This window comes from Microbacterium protaetiae (genome assembly GCF_004135285.1).
GTDB classification, from domain to species: Bacteria; Actinomycetota; Actinomycetes; order Actinomycetales; family Microbacteriaceae; genus Microbacterium; species Microbacterium protaetiae.
The window spans coordinates 1,908,018-1,925,793 of record NZ_CP035494.1 but is presented as its reverse complement, the minus strand read 5'-3'; the positions used below and the strand labels follow the sequence as shown (position 1 = coordinate 1,925,793).

Here is a 17,776-nt window from a genome sequence, read left to right as displayed (position 1 = left end):
GCGATCACTTCTCCACCGTGATCTGCGATGGCGTGATGTTCCATTGCTGGGGGTTCACCAGGGTGAAGGCACCCTCGACATCGATCGTCTTGCCCTCGAGTTCGGCAGCGTTCAGCTTGTCGAGGTTCTGCTTGAGCACGTCATTGATAGCAGCCCCGGCATCCTGGAACTGGATCTGGTTTTCGAAGTCGTTCAGCGTGACTTCTCCGGTCACGTCGCGCAGGTCGGTGCCGTTGATAGCGGGGCCCAGCTGCAGTCCGATCTTGATGTCGTCGGGCAATGCCTGCACGGTGATGGGCGTGTAGCCCGACGCCGGAACCTCGCCGACCACGCCGGTGAAGGTCACCGGGATGACGTAGGTCGCCCCGTCGGCCGATTTGCCGAACTGTTTCGCAGCCGCCGTGGCATCCTTCGCGACGGCCGTCGCGAGAGTGGCGACGTCAACGGCGTTCTTCGAGATGAAGTCTTGGATCTTGGGGAACTGCGTGGCGCCGTATTCGGCGGCGTCGAACTTCTGCGTGCCCGCGGCCGCCTCGGAGTCTTTCGACACGACCTTGGTGGACAGTGCCATCGCTGCGACAAGAATGACAACGAGCCCGATCCAGATGAGGCGCTTGACGCCCGGGCGCAGTCCCTTGGGCTTGACTGCCACGCTGGTGGTGACGGCACTCATGCGATCAGCACCCGCGACTGAGTGTCGTTGGGCCGGATCTGCAGCTTTCGCCCGGTTCCGGCACGGAACATCGCCAGCGCGTCGGCGTAGTCGTCGAGCGTGAACGAGTGGCTGATCATGGCCGTGGCATTGATCGCACCGGCCTCGAACAGCTCGACCGCGCGGCCGAAGGAGTTGAGCACGGCCATGGTGCCGACGATCGAGATTTCGTCACGGTAGACACGGAACGGCGAATACTGCGCGGTGCGGTCGGCGGGAGCGACCCCGAAGTCCTGGAAGAAGCCGGCCGGCTTCACCCGCGTGAGTGCGTCTTCGATAGCGCGGATGTTGCCGGTGCAGTCGATCACGACATCCCACTTCGCGCGTTCGGCGTCGTCGGCGCTCGTGAAACGGTTCTGAATGCCGCACTCAGCCGCGACGTCGAGTCGTGACTCGTTGAGGTCGACGATGCTCACCGTTGCGGCACCAGCGCGACCAGCCAATTGGGCCATCAGCAGCCCCATGGTGCCGGCGCCATAGACGAGCACGTGGTCGCCGAGCCGGCGGGGCAGCACGTCCCAGCCGCGAATCGCGCAGGCCAGTGGCTCGATGAGTGCGGCCTGGTAGAGGTCGGTGTCAGGCTTGAGCTTGTAGACGTTGCGTGACGGAGCGACGAAGAACTGCTGCGAAGCACCGTCGGATGCGACCACACCCAGCCCGTTCCACTGCGGGCAGAGGTTCTGATGGCCGTTCAGGCAGAACTCGCACTCGCCGCAGGTCGTGCTGGGGTTGATCGCGACGTGGTCGCCGACGGCAAAGTCGAAGACCCCGTCGTTGACTCCTTCGCCGAGAGCGACGATGGTGCCAGTGGCCTCGTGGCCGGGGACCAGCGGGAACACAGTCCCCTCGAATTCGCCGTCGAACACATGGGTGTCGGTGCCGCAGATACCCACGGCAGCGGTCTCGATCAGGATCTCTTTGAACCCCGGTTCTGGTGTGGGCCGCTCTTGAAGGCTCATCTCGCCCTCGGCGGTGAAAACTACTGCGCGCATCTTTGCTCCCGTTCGCGGCGGGTCACCGACGACGATGCGGTGGCCATTCACCTCGTGTTATCTTTCCTGTGATCTTGTCACATGATCACGTTAGATACACCATAAGAATGGTGAGTCCAGATGTCAACACGTGTGTCCGAGTCGTGACCTCAGCCAAGGAGCCGATGATGTCCCTACCCCAAACCATGCGAGCGGCGGTACTCGTGCGCCCCCACGAGGTCCGGCTCGAAGAGCGCACGGTGCCGAAGCCCGCGCCCGATGAGGTGCTCGTGCGGGTGACCGCCGTCGGCGTGTGCGGCTCAGACGTGCACTTCTATCGGGAGGGCCGCCTCGGCGACTGGGTGCTGGATGAGCCACTCATCCTTGGACACGAATCCGGCGGCGAGATCGTCGCTGTGGGAGCGGCCGTCGCACCCGAGCGCCTGGGCGAGCGTGTTTCGATCGAGCCGCAGCATCCTTCACCTTCCTCGGCCGAGACGCTACGCGGCGACTACAACCTCGATCCACACATGAAGTTCTATGCGGTGCCGGGCACCGACGGCGCATTCTGCGAGTACGTCACGATCCAGAGCCATTTCGCGCACCACGTGCCCGACAGTGTCAGCGACGGTGCCGCCGCGCTGCTTGAGCCCCTGTCGGTCGCCATCGCCGCGGGCCGAAAAGCCGAGCTGCGTCCAGGAAGCCGGGTGCTGATCACCGGGGCCGGCCCGGTCGGGCTGGCGATCGCGCAGGTGGCGCGCGCATCCGGTGCCACCGACGTGCTGATCACCGACATCAGCGCCGAGCGGCGCGCCGCAGCCCTGCGGTTCGGAGCGACCACAGCACTCGATCCCGTCGCCGATGCCACCGCCGTGGCCGCATCGCACGTGGACGCCTTCATCGACGCCTCAGGTGCCGGTGCCGCCGTGCGGGCAGGGCTCGAGGCACTGCGTCCGGCCGGGCGCGCAGTGCTGGTGGGCATGGGTCTGGCCGAGTTGCCATTCCCGGTGACACACATCCAGAACAACGAACTCATCGTGACGGGCGTCTTTCGCTACGCGAACACCTGGCCGGCCGCCGTGGCCATGGCGGCGAGCGGACACGTCGATCTTGATGCAATGATCACCGGCACATTTCCGCTCTCCGAGACCGAGGCCGCACTCGAATCGACGACGACCCCGGGCACGATCAAGTCGGTGGTCGCACCCCAGCGCTGACCTCAGCCGCGCAGTCGGCGCAGCCGCCGGTAGGCGCGCCACCGCACCCGCAGGCGATGGATGCCGCGCCCAGCACGCTCGCGCACGAGCCAGAACACCGCGATGGCCAGCAACACGAACGGCAAGAGCTCGGGCGCCAGCAGAAACGTGCCCAACAGCGCCTCAAGGCCTTCGAAGCCGATCACGGCGGCGGCACCCAGAATCATCCAGGTGTTAAGGCGCCACAGCGGCGCGACCCACAATTGCAGACGACGCCGGGGGCGCAGGCACCACAGGCGAAAAAGACGGAACCAACGAGAAGACGTGACAGAGCTTTCGTAAGAGAACGGACACGGTTCGCGTGCCGCCTCGTCATGCGCCGGGATGCGGCATCCCAGATCGGATCACGGAAGGGATGTGGCATCCCAGATCGGATCACGGAAGGGATGTGGCATCCCACATCGGATCACGGAAGGGATGCGGCATCCCACATCGGATCACGAGGGATGCGAGCGTGCGTCAGACCAGCGCGAGGCGGCGAAATGCCGCGCCCGGCGCGCGAGGCCCACGGCCTCCGACGGGCCGATGCAGGGTCGGCGGTCTCGCCGCGTTGGCCGGGAATGCGCGCTCGCGCCGGCCCGCGGGCAGTGCCGCAGCCCAGAGCCGCAGCACCACGGTCAACATCGCCGCGGCCACGATCGCGACCACCGCGAGAGCCAGCAGCGCAGCCACCATCATCGCGAACGACGTCGAATGCACTTCGAGCCACGCCCAGGTCGATAGAGCGATCATGCCCTGCGACAGCAGCTCGACCATGTTCGCCCTCACTCCGCGGGGCGGGATGCCCCGGTCCCACCATTGTCTCATCCCCTGTTCTGCGGCCCCTGTTCTGCGGCGCGGTTCGAGGGTAGGTTCCGGGGTATGACGGTGGCGCAGTCCCTGGTCGATTTCACGGGTCAGGGGTGGCTCCAGGTGGGCGAGCTGCTCCTGGCGTTCGTGCTGAGTGCGCTGATCGGGCTCGAACGGCAGTTGCGTCGGCACAGCGCAGGCCTGCGCACCCAGGCGATCGTCGGCACGTCGGCCGCGCTGTTCCTGCTGATCAGCAAGTACGGGTTCTTCGACGTGGTCGGCGAGAACGTGACGCTGGACCCCTCACGCGTGGCCGCGCAGGTCGTGACCGGAATCGGGTTTCTCGGCGCCGGCCTGATCCTGACCCGGCACGGTGCGGTGCGGGGGCTGACCACCGCGGCATCCGTCTGGGAGACCGCCGCGATCGGCATGGCCGCCGGTGCCGGACTGTGGGTGCTGGCGATCGCCGTCACCATGCTGCACTTCGTGATCACCTTCGGGTTCCAGTTGTTCGGGCGGCATCTGCCCGGCAGCGTCGACCGTCAGGTGCAGATAAAGGTGGTCTACGTGGACGGACGCGGTCTGCTGCGCAATGTGCTCTCGACGGTCACCGGCAACGGTTGGTCGGTGCAGCGCGCCGAACAGCGCGGCGGACCCATCGACGACACCGTCTCGGTGACCCTCGAAATCGAGGGCGCCCACGATCCGCAGCAGGTGGTCACCGAGCTCACCGCCATCGACGGCGTGCGCGACGTGCAGCTGTATCGCGAGAACGAGCTCGAGTAGCGGCGGCTCGATCAGCGACCCTCGCCTGTTCCTCGCCGGCGAGCGCGCCGGCTCAGCGACCCGACACGGCGATTTCGACGAGCAGACGGGATGCCCCGCGCAGAGCGCCGGCGTCGCCTCGCCAGAGTGCGCTCAACGGGCGCACGACGGGTTCACCGGCGATGTCGAGACGACGCACACGACCGAGCTTCACATCGTCGGCCACGGCGAGCTCGCTGAGCACCGCCGGGGCGACGCCCCCGGCCACCGCAGAGAGCACAGCGACGGTCGTGTCCAGTTCGAGCGCCGGTTCGGCCGGCGGCACGCCGATGCGTTCGCGCACCGCGACCTCATACGCCGACCGCGTGCCACTGCCGCTCTCGCGCACCACGAGCGGCGTCGCGGCCAACTCGGCGAGCTCAACGGCGCCGAGCCAGGGGTGGGCGGGCGGCACGGCGATCACGAGCCGATCGACCGCAACCGTGGTCGAGCCCAGATCCGACGGCACCAGCGGAGTCTCGATGAAGCCCAGATCGAGGGTGCCGTCGCGCACAAGGCGCGCGACTTCGGTGCTGTTGCCGGTGAGCAGGCGCACGGCGGTGGGATGCTGCCCCGCCGCGATCTGCCGTTCACGCAACTGCAGCATCCACCCCGGCAACAGCCGTGCCGCGATCGTCTGACTGCCCCCGACAGCCAGGGTGCGCTCGGGGGCGGCGTGCAGCAGCTCGAGGGCGGCACCCATTCGTTCGGCGGCGGCCAACACGTCACGCGTCCATGCGACGACCGACTCGCCATCGGGGGTCAGCCGTGCGCCCTGCGGTGAGCGCACGAAAAGCTCCACCCCGATGAGGCGTTCGATGGCGCGGATCTTCGTCGACACGGCCTGCTGGGTGACGCGCGCTTCGCGCGCCGCCGCCGACATGCTGCCGGTGCGCGCGACGGCGTCGATGAGTTCGAGGCCGACCAGGTCGGGAACCCGTCGATGCATCACAACCTCCGCTTGTATCACCACAGGATATCCCCGTCTTCCCGCGGCACCCGCACGCGCCGACGATGGAGATCGTGTTCGTCACCCCTGTCATCTCGCTGCCGCGCCGGCTCGCCCTGCGCGGTCGCGATGTGTGGCCGGGAGTGCTGGTGTGCATGGGCATCGCCGTCGTCGCGAGCGCGATCGGGCGTCTCGTGCCGGTGCTCGGCGGTGCCGTGCCGGCGATAGTGATCGGCGTGGGCATCGCGCTCGTGCGCCGACCGGCCGATCGGCTGCGGCCCGGCATCGAGTACAGCTCGAAGTTCCTGCTGCAGTGCGCCGTCGTACTGCTGGGCGCTCAGCTGTCGCTGGCGAGCATCTTCCAGGTGGGACTCGCGTCGCTGCCGGTCATGCTCTCGACGCTGGCGGTGTGCCTTCTGACTGCGTGGGCGATCGGCCGGTGGCTGGGCATCGAGCGCCGGCTGCGCACGCTGATCGGCGTCGGAACCGGCATCTGCGGGGCATCCGCCATCGCCGCGGTCGCACCGGTCATCACGGCGGCCAGCGCCGAGGTCGCCTACGCGGTGTCGACGATCTTCCTGTTCAATGTGCTCGCGGTGCTGCTGTTCCCGCTGCTCGGTCATGCGCTGAACATGTCGCCGCACGCGTTCGGACTGCTCGCCGGCACCGCCGTCAACGACACGAGCTCGGTGGTCGCGACGGCCAGCGTGTACGGCACCGCGGCCCTGAGCTTCGCGGTCGTCGTCAAGTTGGTGCGCACACTCATGATCATTCCGATCACGGTGGCCCTCGCCGCTGTCGAGGCCCGGCGCACCGCGTCACGCGGCATGTCGGCGGGCCAGATCGGCAGGCTCGTGCCGTGGTTCCTGATGGGATTCGTCGTGGTCGCCGTGCTCAACTCGCTCGGGGCGATAGCGCCCGGTGTGCAGGACGGGCTGGTGCAAGCCAGCGTGTTCCTCATCGCCGTCGCCCTCGCCGGCATCGGACTGTCGACGGATGCCGCGGCCCTGCGCCGCGCGGGATGGCGCCCGCTGCTGCTCGGCGCGATCCTGTGGGTGCTCGTGACGGCGACCTCGCTCGTCGTGATCTGGGCGACCGGCGCGCTGGCCTGACCCCGCGCGCCTTGCGCGAGTTGCCCCCTCGTCCCTCCGTTGCGCGAGTTGTCCCTCCGTTGCGCGAGTTGCCCCTCCGTTGCGCGAGCTGTCCCCTCGTTGCGCGAGTTGCCCCCTCGTTGCCGCGTTGTCCCCTCCATTGCGCGAGTTGCCCCTCCGTTGCGCGAGTTGTCCCTCCGTTGCGCGAGCTGTCCCTCCGTTGCGCGAGCTGTCCCCTCGTTGCGCGAGTTGCCCCCTCGTTGCCCGAGCTGCCCGAGTTACCCCCCTCGTTGACCGAGCTGCCCGAGTTGCCCCCTCGTTGCCCGAGTTGCCCCCTTGTGTACCGTGCATTAGAGGACAAGTCACGCAACCCGAGGACAACTCGGGCAACGACTGGACAACTCGCAGAACACGAGAGGGAACCACCGGATGCCACAGCCCGTCGTCGCCTTCTATGGAGACTCCATCACCACCGGCCATCGCTCGATCTCGGCTCCCGACCGGCGCTGGACCGCGCGCGTCAGCGCGCGCTACGGGTGGACGGAGCTCAACTGCGCACGCGGCGGAATGGGATTCGTGCGGTGGCGCGGCGAACGGCCCTCACCCGACGCGCCGCGTGAGCACACCGGTGAGCCGTTGGGTCTTCTTGCCGACGTGCTGGGCTCGGATGCCACGGCCTGCGTGGTCGCGCTCGGGTGCAATGACTCGATGCTCACTCGTATCGACATCGAGTCGGAGAGACCCGTCTGGGCACCACGCATTCGCCGGGCGATCGAGCGTGACTTGGATCTGCTGCTCGAACGGTTCGGCCCAGACCACCTCGCCGTGCTCGACCTGTACCGACTGTTCCCCGACGATGGAACGCTCCCGCCCGGCTGGCTGCGGGTGCGTGCCGAACTCGCGCCGGCCGCGGCCGAGCGCGGCATCCCGCTCCTCGATGCCGCTGCACCCGATCTGCACCGCGGCGGATGCTTCGGCGAAGACGGCATCCATCCGAATGACGACGGACACGCGATCCTCGCCGACGCGATCGGGCCGCGGTTGCGGGCGCACTTCGGCGCCGGCATTCCCACCGACTGAGAGCGCACAACCCGAGGACAACTCACACAACCCGAGGACAACTCACGCAACCCGAGGACAACTCGCACAACCCGAGGACAACCCACACAACCCGAGGACAACTCGCACAACCCGGGGACAACTCGCGCAACCCGAGGACAACCCACACAACCCGAGGACAACTCGCACAACCCGAGGACAACTCGGCGGGTGTCACAGATCGCGTCCCCATCCGGTCACCCCTGTGGATGCCGCGCGCACGCGGCGGGAAAGGGCGATCGACATGCGCATCACCGTGGTGGGCGGAACCGGGCTCATCGGCACAAGACTCGTGCGCCGATTGACGGCGGACGGACACGATGTGGTCGCGGCATCCCGCGCCACCGGCGTCAACTCGTTCACGGGCGAGGGCCTGGCCGAAGCCCTGGCCGGTGCCGAAACCCTCATCGACGTGTCGAACTCGTCCTATCTCGACGAACGCGGTGCGCAGGAGTTCTTCTACGGGTCCACCCTGAACCTGCTCACGTACGGTGCGGCGGCCGGGGTCGGCCACCACATCGCCCTGTCGGTGGTGGGCACCGACCGCCTCGCGGCCGGCCAGGGCGGCTACTTCATCGCCAAGGCGCAGCAGCAGCGCCTCATCATCGAGTCGGGGCGACCGTTCACCATCGTGCACGCGACGCAGTTCTTCGAGTTCATCCGCAGCATCGCCGATCAGGCGACCCGCAGCAGCGTCGCACATGCGGCGGACGTGCTCATCCAGCCGATGGCAGCCGACGACGTCGCCGCCGCGGTGGCCGAGGCCGTCCGCGCCCAACCTGCGCACGACATCGTCGAGCACGCCGGCCCAGAGGTGTTCGAACTCAGCGAGCTGCTGAACCGCGATCTGCATTTTCGCTCCGACCCGCGGCAAGTGGTCGCCGACCCTTTGGGAACGTACTTCGGGGCCGCCCTCGACCGGCGCGATCTGCTGCCCGGTCCAAATGCCACACTGGCATCGACGCGATTCATCGACTGGCAGGAGAGCACACGATGAGCGGCGACCTCGACCTGGCCGCAGCCCAGTTCGCCGAGCACCGCCGCCGGCTGTTCGGCATCGCGTACCGCATGCTGGGCACTGTCGCCGATGCCGAAGACGTGCTGCAAGACGCCTGGATCCGCTGGCAGATGACCGACCGCTCGGCCGTCCGCGAGCCGGCCGCGTTCCTGACGACGGTCACGACGCGCCTGGCCATCAACGCCTTGCAGTCGGCGCACGTGCGCCGCGAGACCTATATCGGCCCCTGGCTGCCCGAGCCCGTCAACACCGAAGACGATCCGGGCCTGGGCGCCGAGCGTTCCGAGGCTCTCGAGTACGCCGTGCTGATCCTGCTCGAAAAGCTCACCCCCACCGAGCGCGCCGCCTATGTGCTGCGCGAGGCGCTGGATTATCCGTACGAGCGCATCGCCGAGGTCATCCAGACCACGGCGGTGGCCACCCGGCAGCTGGTCAGCCGCGCGCGCAAGCATCTCGCCTCCGAGCGGAAGGCGACGACGGATGCCGCAAGCCACCGCCGGCTGCTGGAGGCATTCCTCGCCGCGGCCCAGCGCGGCGAGACCGCGCAGCTGGAAGCCCTGTTCGCCGACGATGTGGTCAGCTACACCGACGGCAACGGCGTCAAGCTCGCCGCCCGCATCCCGGTGCACGGCCGCGAGCGGGTCGCGAAGTTCGTGGCGGCGTTCTCGAGCCACTTCTGGACGGGCAAGGCGATCGCATGGGTGAGCGTCAACGGCCTGCCCGGTGTCGCGCTGATGCAGAACGGCGTCGTCACGACGGTGCTCACCGCCCACGTGGGCGGTGACGGCATCCGCCAGCTGCTGTGGATCATGAGTCCCGACAAGCTGCGCCACGTCACCACGACCGGGCTGTGATGAGGCGCCGGCTCGCCAACCGACACGCTGACGGGAACGACGCGGCACAGCGCCTGCTGACGGCGTGGCAGGCACGGGATGCCGCAGCCCTGGCCGCCGCGCTGCACCGTCGCGTGTCGCTGACGGCCGAGGGTGTCGAAGCCCTCGTCGATCCGGTCCGGGGCGCGGCAGCGGTCGCAGCGACGCTGCTGCACCTGGATGCCGGCCCCGGCCGGCTCACGCTGACCGAGGCGACCGGCATGCCCGCGATCCTGCTGCGCACCGCGGAGGGCCGCGTGCGGGCAGTCGTGGTCGTCGAGTCGCGACGGCACCTCGTGATCCGGCTGTGGGCGGTGTTCAACCCGGCCAAGCTCACGACCTGGACGTGAGCTTGTCACAGCGGGCCGCGGCATCCGGTCACCACTGCAGAGCGCGCACCCGGCGCGCCGGAGAAGAGGAAATGACATGGCACGCATCGTCGTGATCGGCGGCACCGGACTGATCGGATCGAAGGTCGTCGACAAGCTCAAGGCCCACGGGCACGACGCGGTTGCGGCCGCGCCGAGCACGGGGGTGAACACGATCACCGGCGCCGGCGTGGCCGAGGCTCTTGCGGGCGCCGACGTCGTCGTCGACGTCTCGAACTCGCCGTCGTTCGAGCAGCAGGCGGTACTCGACTTCTTCACGACGTCGACGACGAATCTGCTCGAGGCCGGGAAGGCGGCCGGCGTCGGCCACCACGTCGCCCTCACGATCGTGGGCACGAACCGCCCGCAGGAGATCCCCTACTTCGCGGCGAAGATGGCCCAGGAGCTGCTCATCCGCGAGTCGGGCGTGCCGTACTCTCTCGTGCACGCCACGCAGTTCTTCGAGTTCCTCGGCAGCATCGCCGACATCTCGGTCGTCGACGGCGCCGTGCGTCTACCCGGAGCCCTCTGCCAGCCGATCGCGGCCGAAGATGTCGCGACCGCTGTCGCACAGACCGCCGCCGGCGAGCCGGTGAACGGCGACATCGAGATCGGCGGCCCCGAGCAGTTCGGGCTCGACGAGTGGATCCGTCGTGGACTGGCGTTCCGCGGCGACCCACGCCCGGTCGTGCGTGACGACACGGCGCCGTACTACGGAGCCGTGATCGAGGAGCGCACCCTGATCCCCCTCGATGGCGCCCGGATCTTTCCGACGACGCTCGAGGCGTGGCTGCCGGCGAATCCCCCGCGCCGGTAGCCGAACCCGAGGGCGTCGCGCGACTCGAACGCGCGACGCCCTCGGCATGCGCGCCCTCGGCATGCGCGCCCGGAAATGTTTCGCCACGTGTCAGCGCGCTTCGCGTGGGGCGGTCGCATCCGTACTCTCGAAGAATCCCGATCAGAAGGAGACTCCCGTGACCACGCCGCTGACCCGCCAAACGCCCCTCCAGGTGCGTGAGCGTGTTGCGTGCATGTGCGACCACGGCGACGTCTGCTCCTCATTCGCACCGGGTCACGCGCTGCACCTCATTCAGGCCCGCCTCGCTTCGGCCACGCCGGCCGAGTGGGTCGACGCCCTGGTGACGGGGGTGGATGCCGCAACCGGCGACATTCGGCTGTCGGCGCTCGACGGCGCCGAGTACAACGTCTGGAACGCCGGTGGCGCCGCGCTTGAGGCCGCGCCGGGCACTCCGGTGGCCGTGCACGCGCGCTACGGCGTGTTGGCCGTGGGCCGCACCCAGTACAACGTCGCGTTCACCATCTGAACCGCCTGGCGGTTCAGATGGTGAACGTGCACACCGGTCGCCGCGCACCGGGGCACCGAGCACCGGTCACCGCACACCGGTAACTGCACACCGGATCAGCGCGCACAGGTGACCGTCTCGCCGCACACCTCACACCGCCGCCGCGTTTGAGGCCGCGGCATCCCTCGTCGACTGCGTCAGGCGGTCGCCATCATCGCGTCGCGCATCTTGCTGCAGGCGTCCATGCAGGCCTTGCACGACTGTGCGCACATCTTGCAGATCTCGCTGTGGTCGGCGTGCTCCATGCAGGCGTCCATGCACATCTGGCACATGGCGATGCAGGCGTCGAGCATCGACATCATCACGGGCTTGGTCATCCCCTGCATGCGCATCATGGCGCGCATCATCGTGTTGCACATGTCGGCGCAGTTCATGCACGCCGGGGCACACGACATCATCTGCATCGAGCAGATAGTGCATGCCTGCTCGCAGGCCGAGCAGGCGTCCATACACTCCTGCATCATGGCCATGTCCATGTCGGCCATATCGGGCATCGACATCATGTCTTTGCTCATCGCGCCCATCATCATCGCGTCCATCACAACCCGCCTTCCAGCTCGGTGCGGCGGGCAGGTCAACCCGCCTCAGGCCAGGCTAGCCCCGCAAGTGGCACGGCGTCGATGGCCATTCCCGATCGCCGGGCGCCGGTCGCGCCCCGATCGCCGGTCGCAGTCGCGTCCCGATCGTCGGGCGCCAGTCGCGTCCCGATCGCCGGGCGCCGGTCGCGTCCCGATCGCCGGTCGCGTCCCGATCGCCGGGCGCCGGGCGCGTCCCGATCGTCGGGCGCCGGCTCGACACGCGGCCGCCGCCACCCGGTACGGGAGCGCCCGGATGGCGGCGGGTCTGGGATGCCGCGGGCTCAGGCCGTCGCAGCAGGAGCGAGCGAGGCGACGTATGCCTTTGCCGCCTCGGCGATGCTCGCCGCCACGGCGTCGGGCTGCGACACAGAGATCGCGTGCGAGGCGCCCGCTACCTCGGTCGTGCCGCGCGATGCCGCACGCTCGGCGCCCGCTCGGTGCACGGCCACGGGGATGTTCAGATCCGCGTCGCCGAACACATGCCATGACGGGATGCTCTTCCACGCCGGGTGCGCGGTCGGCAGCGGCTCGGACAGCGCCGCCTCGGTGACCGGGCGCTGCGTCGCCGCCATCAGGGCGGCCACATCGGCCGGCGCATCCGCGGCGAACTGGTGCGCGAACACATCCTGGCGAATCGCGAACTCGTTGCCCCCGGTGGCGACCGGGTAGGCGGCCAGCGCCTCGCCGAGTGTGCTGCCGGGTGCGCTCGTCGACAGCTCGAACGCGCTCTGGCCGGTGTCGGGCACGAACGCCGCGACGTAGACGAGGCCGACGACCGCGTCGTTGTCGGCGGCCGCTTCGGTGATCACCATGCCGCCGTAGGAGTGCCCGACGAGGATGACCGGGCCGCCGACGGAGGCGACGACGTCACGCACGTACGCGGCGTCGCCGGACAAGCTGCGCAGCGGGTTCGCCGCCGCGACGGCCGTCACGCCGTGCTCGTGAAGACGAGCTATCACGCTGTTCCACGAGGCCGACTCGGCGAAGGCACCGTGCACCAGCACGATGGTGGGTTTCTGCTCTGACATGATCTTCTGCTTTCTGTGGGTGGTGTTGCGGGGTGGGTGTCGTACGTGTGGCTCTCACGCCCGGCCGAGGGCCTTGCGCAGGATGTGCACGGCCTGCTCGACCGCGGCCGTCGTCGCGGCCGAGGGGCGCAGGGGGTTCAGCATCATGAAGTCGTGGATGGTGCCGTCGTAGCGCACGAGAGTGGTGCGCACGCCGGCCTGGATGAGCTTGCGCGCGTAGGCCTCGCCCTCATCGCGCAGCACATCGTTCTCATCGACGATCACGAACGTCTCGGGCAGACCCACCAGGTCGTCGACCGGGGCACGCAGCGGCGACGCCGTGATGCCCTTGCGCGCGTCGAGGTCGGGCAGGTAGCAGTCCCAGAACCACGCCATCGCGGCCGCGGTCAGGTGGTACCCCTCGGCGAACTCGGTGTAGCTGGGGGTGTCCATGGCCGCGTCGGTGACCGGGTAGTACAGCGACTGGTGAACGAACGCGACGTCGCCCCGGCTCTTGGCCAGCAGCGCCACGACGGCGGCCATGTTGCCGCCCACCGAGTCTCCGGCGATCGCCAGACGCGAGGCATCCAGCCCCTTCTCGGCACCGGAGTCGGTGATCCATCGTGCGGTCGCATAGGCCTGTTCGATGGCGACGGGATGCCGCGCCTCGGGCGAGCGCTCGTATTCGACGAACACCAGGGCGGCCTCGGCGCCGGTGGCGAGCTCGCGGACGAGCCGGTCGTGGGTGCCGGCGTTGCCGAGCACCCAGCCGCCGCCGTGGATGTAGAGCACGACCGGCAGGGCACCGGTGGCGTGGGTCGGCCGCACGATGCGCACGCGCACGTCGCCGACGCTCGCGGGAACGGTGATCCACTCGTCGACGATCGCGGGCATCTCGATGGGCGCTGCCTGTACGCCGTCGAGCAGTGCGCGGGCCCCGTCGACGCCGCGGTCGGCCAGCGCCGGGGGCGCGGCGGCGGCCTCGGCGAAGGCGCGGGCTTCGGGTTGGAGGATGTGGTCGAGCATTTCTGCTCCTTCCGTGAGGGATGGGGATACCAGAGCAGACCTCGCAGCGCGTCGTCCTGTGACAGATCCGAGTCATTTTGGCGGACGCTATTTTCATGCTTCCTATTTCCTCGTACACGATGTATTCTTTCCGGCAGGACGATCCGGCGTCGACGCCGACCTCAGACGCTCACGCCGACGCCCTCGGGACGGGAGCACAGTCGTGGACGTCGACACGCAGTCCTCACCACACGATGACGGGTTGACCGACTTCGTCGCCGTACGCGGAATCCTCTTCGGAATCGCGTACCGGATGCTGAGAAATCCTGCTGACGCTGAGGATGTCGTGCAGGAGACCTGGCTGCGCTGGCAGCGGCACGATCACGCCGTCGTCCGGGATCCGGCGGCGTTTCTGGCCACCACGGCTCGCCACGTGGCACTCAACGAGCTCACGAGCGCCCGAGCGCGGCACGAAGCATCGGCTCCCGATGCGCTCGGCATCGCCACCGACGACGACCCCTCCGCGCAGGCAGAGCGCGCCGAGGCCCTCGCTGTCGGCACACGGCGATTGGTGGAGCGTCTGACGCCCGCACAGCGCGCGGCGTTCGTTCTGCGTGTCGGTTTCGGCTACCCCTACGCGCAGATCGCCGATCTTCTCGACACGTCCCCCGCCGGCGCACGGCAGCTGGTCAGCCGCGCGCGACGCGACCTGCTGCGCTCTCCGACGCAGCCCGTCGAGGGCGGCGCCGCGCACCGGCACCTCCTGCGCGAACTCGTCTTCGCGGCGCGCACCGGTGACCTGAACCGCCTCGAGCTGCTGCTGCAGCGCGACCTCGGGCTTGCCACGCGCGACCGCCGATCGGGGCGGCGGCGCGTCGCCGCCGGCTGATCGCATATTCCTCGCACACGATGCACTCGAGTACGAGGAAACGGTGTTACCGTCAGGATGTTCGGCACACAGGAGCTGACGCGCGGCGATTTCAGCTTGGCGTCATATGATCGGAGATCGTGAACGATGACGCCACGCTTCCCGGCGATCCCGATCTGACGATCGCGCGCGTGCAAGAGCAGGTCGAACAGGCTCAGCAGCGCGCTCGCGTCGCCCAGCAGATGCGGGTCGAGGTCGAAGCGGTACGCGGCAAGGCGACCTCCCCACGCCGAGAGCTGGCAGTGACCGTCGACGCCTCGGGGCGCCTGGTCGACGTCGAGTTGTCCGACGCGGCGATGGACCTGCGCACGCGAGACCTGAGCCGGCTGATCGTCGAGACCGCGCAGGCCGCTCAGCGCGACGCCGGTGAACAGGCGGTGGCCGTGACATCCCGAGCATTCGGCGACGAGTCACCGGTGGTCGCCCGCCTGCGCGACGAACTCGATGCGCGCGCCGCAGAGGCCGAGGACTGAAGGGCACCGCGATGGCCGACAAGATCGCGATCGGTCACGACCTGATCTTCGCGCATGCGGCGCGGGTGCGTCAGGTGTCGTCTGACATTCAAGTGGCGCGGGATGCCGCGACCGCGACGAACATGTCGGGCGGTGCGTTCGGGGTCATGTGCGCGTTCCTTGTGCCCCCGGCCACGATCGCTGCCTCGGCGTGCAGCACGGTGATCTCGTCGGCACAGGGCCTGGTCGACAGGTCGGCGACCGAGATCCGCGGCGTCGCCGACGATATGGCCGCGTTCGAAGACGACCTGGTCGCATCGATCCGGCAGATCGAGCAGACACTCGGATGAGCAATCCGCTGGTCGCGGCCCCGGTCGATCACACGTCCCCGTTCGCCGGCACGTTGCTGCTCGAAGACGGGGAGCAGTTGGTGCAGGCGATCAACTCGGGCGACTGGGTCTCGGGCGGGCTGGCCACGTTCTCGGCCGTGATGGACACCGCCGCGGCGGTCTCTGACCCGTTGGGTACGCTGATCGCCGCGGGGTTGGGGTGGCTGATCGATCACGTCGAACCGCTCAAGGGCTGGTTCAATGATCTGACCGGCAACGCGTCGGAGGTGCAGGCGTTCGCGCAGACGTGGTCGAACATTCAGGCTCAGCTTGAGGGCGCGGGTCGGGAACTGACCCGGGTGCTGCAGGATGTGGAGGACCTGGCCGGGGAGGCGATGGATGCGTACCGCCGGTTCCAGCACGACACCGCGGCGCATCTGACCGCGGCGGGCACCTGGGCCGGTGCGTTCTCGACCGGCCTGAACGTGGCGTCGATGATCGTGCAGGCCGTGCACGATCTGGTGCGCGACGTGCTCTCGCAACTGGTCGGGTCGGCGATCTCGTGGGCGTCGGAGGCCGTGTTCACGCTGGGGCTCGCCACCCCGTGGATGGGTCGCCTCCTGGGTCGGCAAGGTCGGCAAGTTCGTCACCCGGCTGCTCGAATCGCTGCGCTCCCTGCGCGGACTGCTCGACGAACTCAAACCCCTCCTCGACAAAGCCAGTGCCCTGTTCGCAAAGTTGCTCAAGGGCGGCGGCCGCGAAGGGCGCAACATCCCGGGCGAAACGCCCAAGACCCGGCTGCCGGGTGAAGACCCTGTGCACACCCGCGATCCGTCCGGCAACGGATGGACCCGCGCCGCCGACGACCCTGTCACGCCCAAGGATCTCGGCTACGGGCAGCCCATGCACGATCACGGCACCTCAGACCCCTACCCGGATGCGAACCAGATGGACCCCGACACCGGAAATCTTCGAGCCGACCCGGGCGCGCCATATGGGCGCTTCGACGACGGCACACCGCTCTCGAAACAGGACTACGACGACCGGTATGTGTTCGGCAACGGCCATGACAACTACCCGCCCAATGCAGGAGCGGTTCGCGGTTCTCGTGTGCATTACGACGACTGGGACGCCTTTCAGCGCGACTACGGCACCGAGATGGACCGCATCGGCCATCCTGGCGGGAGCTACATCGGCGTGAAGGAAGACGGCGTGTCACCATCGTTCGAGCAACGGTCTCTTCCGACGTCTTCGCTGCAGAAGGAGTTCCACAATTACCAGACCGGCGGGTCGCTTCCCGGAGGTTGGAAGGTCGAAGCCAGCGAAATCGCGCCCGGGTTCGGCCACCAGGGTGGTGGAATCCAGCTACGTGTTCTCGATGCGAGCGGTAACCCGGTGAACGTCGCAACGCTGCTGAAGATGGGATTGCTGTCATGACTCAACATGTTCCCCTGCTCTCCGAAGCTTTTGCGGCGTTCGCGCGGCAGGGCGGCTACGTGGCTCGGCCGGAGGGCGATGCGCTGATGATCGCGTCCGAACCCGGCGGCGAGATCCGCTTCTACATCCGTCGACGCGGCGACAATCTCGCGCTCAGTCGCGCCGAGCGCAGTGAAGACGAGCAACTCGTCATGTCGTCGAGTACTGTCGGTGAGATCGAGAAGTATCTAACTGTCGTCATCGGCGACGACGTGCGCACCGTCACCGGTCTCGGCATGCTCGACGGGCCCACCGACGCATCGCAGCTAGCCGCCGGGCAGCACGTCGTGCAGGTAGATGACGGAGCTTTCGCTATCAGCCAGTCCGACGGCATCCTGGATCCCGCCCGCTTCCCGACGGCAGACATCGCCGCACCCATCTACACCTACAGCAGCACGGTCGGGCACTCCACCGATGAGGTGCGCGCCGCGTACCTGAGCCGCGACGGAGCACCCCTGTTCCGGTTGTGGCAACCGCGCCGCGCATGAACAGGGGAGGACCACGACTTCGTTGGGTGGCCACGTGAGCATCGATGACACGTTTCATGCGTGGGTGACAAATGAGCACGCAACCGCTTGACGATCCTGGCACAGCGAGGTCGACCTCGATCCCTCATCGGTGCGGCACCTGCGTGCCCATGTGGCCCAACAGGGCGCGGTCCTTGCGACGGGACCGGCGCACGTGGGCGCGGGCGGATCACGAGAGCACC

Annotated in this window: 23 protein-coding genes; 15 read left to right on the top strand and 8 right to left on the bottom strand. The window is 68.3% G+C overall.

Annotation, left to right across the window (positions count from 1 at the left end):
- Nucleotides 1–4 precede the first annotated feature (4 nt).
- Nucleotides 5–673: a DUF2291 family protein gene (locus ET475_RS09025; RefSeq protein ID WP_129388863.1), complete on the bottom strand. Its 669-nt coding sequence runs from the start codon at nt 671–673 to the stop codon at nt 5–7.
- Entirely contained in the window at nt 670–1,704 is a 1,035-nt protein-coding gene (locus tag ET475_RS09020; protein ID WP_129388860.1) for a zinc-dependent alcohol dehydrogenase family protein, read from the bottom strand. Before ET475_RS09020 ends, ET475_RS09025 begins: the two co-directional genes overlap by 4 nt.
- A gap of 164 nt (nt 1,705–1,868) precedes the next feature.
- Between ET475_RS09020 and ET475_RS09015 the strand changes: the two genes are divergently transcribed.
- Nucleotides 1,869–2,900 (top strand): NAD(P)-dependent alcohol dehydrogenase, encoded by a 1,032-nt coding sequence (locus ET475_RS09015; protein WP_207205319.1) that lies wholly within the window; start codon nt 1,869–1,871, stop codon nt 2,898–2,900.
- 2 nt (nt 2,901–2,902) lie between these two features.
- Here ET475_RS09015 and ET475_RS09010 read toward each other — a convergent pair whose 3' ends face one another.
- Both ET475_RS09010 and ET475_RS09005 read right to left on the bottom strand, forming a co-directional pair.
- A complete protein-coding gene (locus ET475_RS09010) occupies nt 2,903–3,106 on the bottom strand; it encodes a hypothetical protein (protein WP_129388857.1) in 204 nt (67 codons plus the stop codon).
- Nucleotides 3,107–3,398: 292 nt separating this feature from the next.
- Nucleotides 3,399–3,695, bottom strand: a complete 297-nt coding sequence (locus tag ET475_RS09005) for a hypothetical protein (protein ID WP_129388854.1) — start codon at nt 3,693–3,695, stop codon at nt 3,399–3,401.
- 105 nt (nt 3,696–3,800) lie between these two features.
- On the opposite strand from ET475_RS09005, the gene ET475_RS09000 reads away from it, so the two are divergent.
- Nucleotides 3,801–4,514: an MgtC/SapB family protein gene (locus tag ET475_RS09000; RefSeq protein ID WP_207205318.1), complete on the top strand. Its 714-nt coding sequence runs from the start codon at nt 3,801–3,803 to the stop codon at nt 4,512–4,514.
- Nucleotides 4,515–4,566: 52 nt separating this feature from the next.
- On the opposite strand, the gene ET475_RS08995 is transcribed toward ET475_RS09000, so the two are convergent.
- Complete coding sequence (locus tag ET475_RS08995) at nt 4,567–5,481, bottom strand: LysR family transcriptional regulator (protein WP_129388851.1); 915 nt, start codon at nt 5,479–5,481, stop codon at nt 4,567–4,569.
- A 65-nt stretch (nt 5,482–5,546) separates the two neighbouring features.
- On the opposite strand from ET475_RS08995, the gene ET475_RS08990 reads away from it, so the two are divergent.
- The 7 genes from ET475_RS08990 to ET475_RS08960 all read left to right on the top strand — a co-directional run bounded on the left by ET475_RS08990 (nt 5,547) and on the right by ET475_RS08960 (nt 11,253).
- The gene (locus tag ET475_RS08990; RefSeq protein WP_129388848.1) at nt 5,547–6,593 is read left to right on the top strand and encodes a YeiH family protein; all 1,047 of its coding nucleotides are present in this window, start codon (nt 5,547–5,549) and stop codon (nt 6,591–6,593) included.
- 408 nt (nt 6,594–7,001) lie between these two features.
- Nucleotides 7,002–7,652 carry an SGNH/GDSL hydrolase family protein gene (locus ET475_RS08985; protein ID WP_129388845.1) on the top strand — a complete coding sequence of 217 codons (651 nt, stop codon included), beginning with the start codon at nt 7,002–7,004 and terminating at the stop codon, nt 7,650–7,652.
- Nucleotides 7,653–7,914: 262 nt separating this feature from the next.
- On the top strand, nt 7,915–8,667 hold the full coding sequence (locus ET475_RS08980) for an SDR family oxidoreductase (protein WP_129388842.1): 753 nt from the start codon (nt 7,915–7,917) through the stop codon (nt 8,665–8,667).
- Entirely contained in the window at nt 8,664–9,542 is an 879-nt protein-coding gene (locus tag ET475_RS08975; protein WP_129388840.1) for an RNA polymerase sigma-70 factor, read from the top strand. Before ET475_RS08980 ends, ET475_RS08975 begins: the two co-directional genes overlap by 4 nt.
- Nucleotides 9,542–9,910 carry a sigma-70 family RNA polymerase sigma factor family protein gene (locus ET475_RS08970; RefSeq protein WP_129388837.1) on the top strand — a complete coding sequence of 123 codons (369 nt, stop codon included), beginning with the start codon at nt 9,542–9,544 and terminating at the stop codon, nt 9,908–9,910. Before ET475_RS08975 ends, ET475_RS08970 begins: the two co-directional genes overlap by 1 nt.
- Before the next feature lie 76 nt (nt 9,911–9,986).
- On the top strand, nt 9,987–10,745 hold the full coding sequence (locus tag ET475_RS08965; protein ID WP_129388834.1) for an SDR family oxidoreductase: 759 nt from the start codon (nt 9,987–9,989) through the stop codon (nt 10,743–10,745).
- A gap of 157 nt (nt 10,746–10,902) precedes the next feature.
- Nucleotides 10,903–11,253, top strand: a complete 351-nt coding sequence (locus tag ET475_RS08960) for a hypothetical protein (RefSeq protein WP_207205317.1) — start codon at nt 10,903–10,905, stop codon at nt 11,251–11,253.
- 176 nt (nt 11,254–11,429) lie between these two features.
- Here ET475_RS08960 and ET475_RS08955 read toward each other — a convergent pair whose 3' ends face one another.
- The 3 genes from ET475_RS08955 to ET475_RS08945 all read right to left on the bottom strand — a co-directional run bounded on the left by ET475_RS08955 (nt 11,430) and on the right by ET475_RS08945 (nt 13,903).
- Nucleotides 11,430–11,831: a four-helix bundle copper-binding protein gene (locus tag ET475_RS08955; protein ID WP_129388831.1), complete on the bottom strand. Its 402-nt coding sequence runs from the start codon at nt 11,829–11,831 to the stop codon at nt 11,430–11,432.
- A gap of 320 nt (nt 11,832–12,151) precedes the next feature.
- Nucleotides 12,152–12,898 carry an alpha/beta fold hydrolase gene (locus ET475_RS08950; RefSeq protein WP_129388828.1) on the bottom strand — a complete coding sequence of 249 codons (747 nt, stop codon included), beginning with the start codon at nt 12,896–12,898 and terminating at the stop codon, nt 12,152–12,154.
- 54 nt (nt 12,899–12,952) lie between these two features.
- Nucleotides 12,953–13,903, bottom strand: coding sequence for an alpha/beta hydrolase (locus ET475_RS08945; RefSeq protein WP_129388825.1), 951 nt, complete (start codon nt 13,901–13,903; stop codon nt 12,953–12,955).
- 202 nt (nt 13,904–14,105) lie between these two features.
- Between ET475_RS08945 and ET475_RS08940 the strand changes: the two genes are divergently transcribed.
- From ET475_RS08940 to ET475_RS08915, 6 genes are all read left to right on the top strand, one after another.
- Complete coding sequence (locus tag ET475_RS08940) at nt 14,106–14,771, top strand: sigma-70 family RNA polymerase sigma factor (RefSeq protein WP_165310848.1); 666 nt, start codon at nt 14,106–14,108, stop codon at nt 14,769–14,771.
- A 119-nt stretch (nt 14,772–14,890) separates the two neighbouring features.
- Nucleotides 14,891–15,283: a YbaB/EbfC family nucleoid-associated protein gene (locus tag ET475_RS08935; protein WP_129388819.1), complete on the top strand. Its 393-nt coding sequence runs from the start codon at nt 14,891–14,893 to the stop codon at nt 15,281–15,283.
- Nucleotides 15,284–15,294: 11 nt separating this feature from the next.
- Nucleotides 15,295–15,612 carry a hypothetical protein gene (locus tag ET475_RS08930; protein ID WP_129388816.1) on the top strand — a complete coding sequence of 106 codons (318 nt, stop codon included), beginning with the start codon at nt 15,295–15,297 and terminating at the stop codon, nt 15,610–15,612.
- 53 nt (nt 15,613–15,665) lie between these two features.
- Nucleotides 15,666–16,400, top strand: a complete 735-nt coding sequence (locus tag ET475_RS08925) for a hypothetical protein (protein WP_129388812.1) — start codon at nt 15,666–15,668, stop codon at nt 16,398–16,400.
- 7 nt (nt 16,401–16,407) lie between these two features.
- On the top strand, nt 16,408–17,028 hold the full coding sequence (locus ET475_RS08920) for a TNT domain-containing protein (RefSeq protein ID WP_129388810.1): 621 nt from the start codon (nt 16,408–16,410) through the stop codon (nt 17,026–17,028).
- The gene (locus ET475_RS08915; protein ID WP_129388806.1) at nt 17,025–17,555 is read left to right on the top strand and encodes an Imm61 family immunity protein; all 531 of its coding nucleotides are present in this window, start codon (nt 17,025–17,027) and stop codon (nt 17,553–17,555) included. Before ET475_RS08920 ends, ET475_RS08915 begins: the two co-directional genes overlap by 4 nt.
- Nucleotides 17,556–17,776: the final 221 nt, after the last annotated feature.

Coding starts and splice junctions, on each gene's coding strand:
- ET475_RS09025 (WP_129388863.1), bottom strand. CDS start 673: ATGAGTGCCGTCACCACCAGCGTGGCAGTCAAGCCCAAGGGACTGCGC.
- ET475_RS09020 (WP_129388860.1), bottom strand. CDS start 1,704: ATGCGCGCAGTAGTTTTCACCGCCGAGGGCGAGATGAGCCTTCAAGAG.
- ET475_RS09015 (WP_207205319.1), top strand. CDS start 1,869: ATGATGTCCCTACCCCAAACCATGCGAGCGGCGGTACTCGTGCGCCCC.
- ET475_RS09010 (WP_129388857.1), bottom strand. CDS start 3,106: ATGATTCTGGGTGCCGCCGCCGTGATCGGCTTCGAAGGCCTTGAGGCG.
- ET475_RS09005 (WP_129388854.1), bottom strand. CDS start 3,695: ATGGTCGAGCTGCTGTCGCAGGGCATGATCGCTCTATCGACCTGGGCG.
- ET475_RS09000 (WP_207205318.1), top strand. CDS start 3,801: ATGACGGTGGCGCAGTCCCTGGTCGATTTCACGGGTCAGGGGTGGCTC.
- ET475_RS08995 (WP_129388851.1), bottom strand. CDS start 5,481: ATGCATCGACGGGTTCCCGACCTGGTCGGCCTCGAACTCATCGACGCC.
- ET475_RS08990 (WP_129388848.1), top strand. CDS start 5,547: ATGGAGATCGTGTTCGTCACCCCTGTCATCTCGCTGCCGCGCCGGCTC.
- ET475_RS08985 (WP_129388845.1), top strand. CDS start 7,002: ATGCCACAGCCCGTCGTCGCCTTCTATGGAGACTCCATCACCACCGGC.
- ET475_RS08980 (WP_129388842.1), top strand. CDS start 7,915: ATGCGCATCACCGTGGTGGGCGGAACCGGGCTCATCGGCACAAGACTC.
- ET475_RS08975 (WP_129388840.1), top strand. CDS start 8,664: ATGAGCGGCGACCTCGACCTGGCCGCAGCCCAGTTCGCCGAGCACCGC.
- ET475_RS08970 (WP_129388837.1), top strand. CDS start 9,542: ATGAGGCGCCGGCTCGCCAACCGACACGCTGACGGGAACGACGCGGCA.
- ET475_RS08965 (WP_129388834.1), top strand. CDS start 9,987: ATGGCACGCATCGTCGTGATCGGCGGCACCGGACTGATCGGATCGAAG.
- ET475_RS08955 (WP_129388831.1), bottom strand. CDS start 11,831: ATGGACGCGATGATGATGGGCGCGATGAGCAAAGACATGATGTCGATG.
- ET475_RS08950 (WP_129388828.1), bottom strand. CDS start 12,898: ATGTCAGAGCAGAAACCCACCATCGTGCTGGTGCACGGTGCCTTCGCC.
- ET475_RS08945 (WP_129388825.1), bottom strand. CDS start 13,903: ATGCTCGACCACATCCTCCAACCCGAAGCCCGCGCCTTCGCCGAGGCC.
- ET475_RS08930 (WP_129388816.1), top strand. CDS start 15,295: ATGGCCGACAAGATCGCGATCGGTCACGACCTGATCTTCGCGCATGCG.
- ET475_RS08915 (WP_129388806.1), top strand. CDS start 17,025: ATGACTCAACATGTTCCCCTGCTCTCCGAAGCTTTTGCGGCGTTCGCG.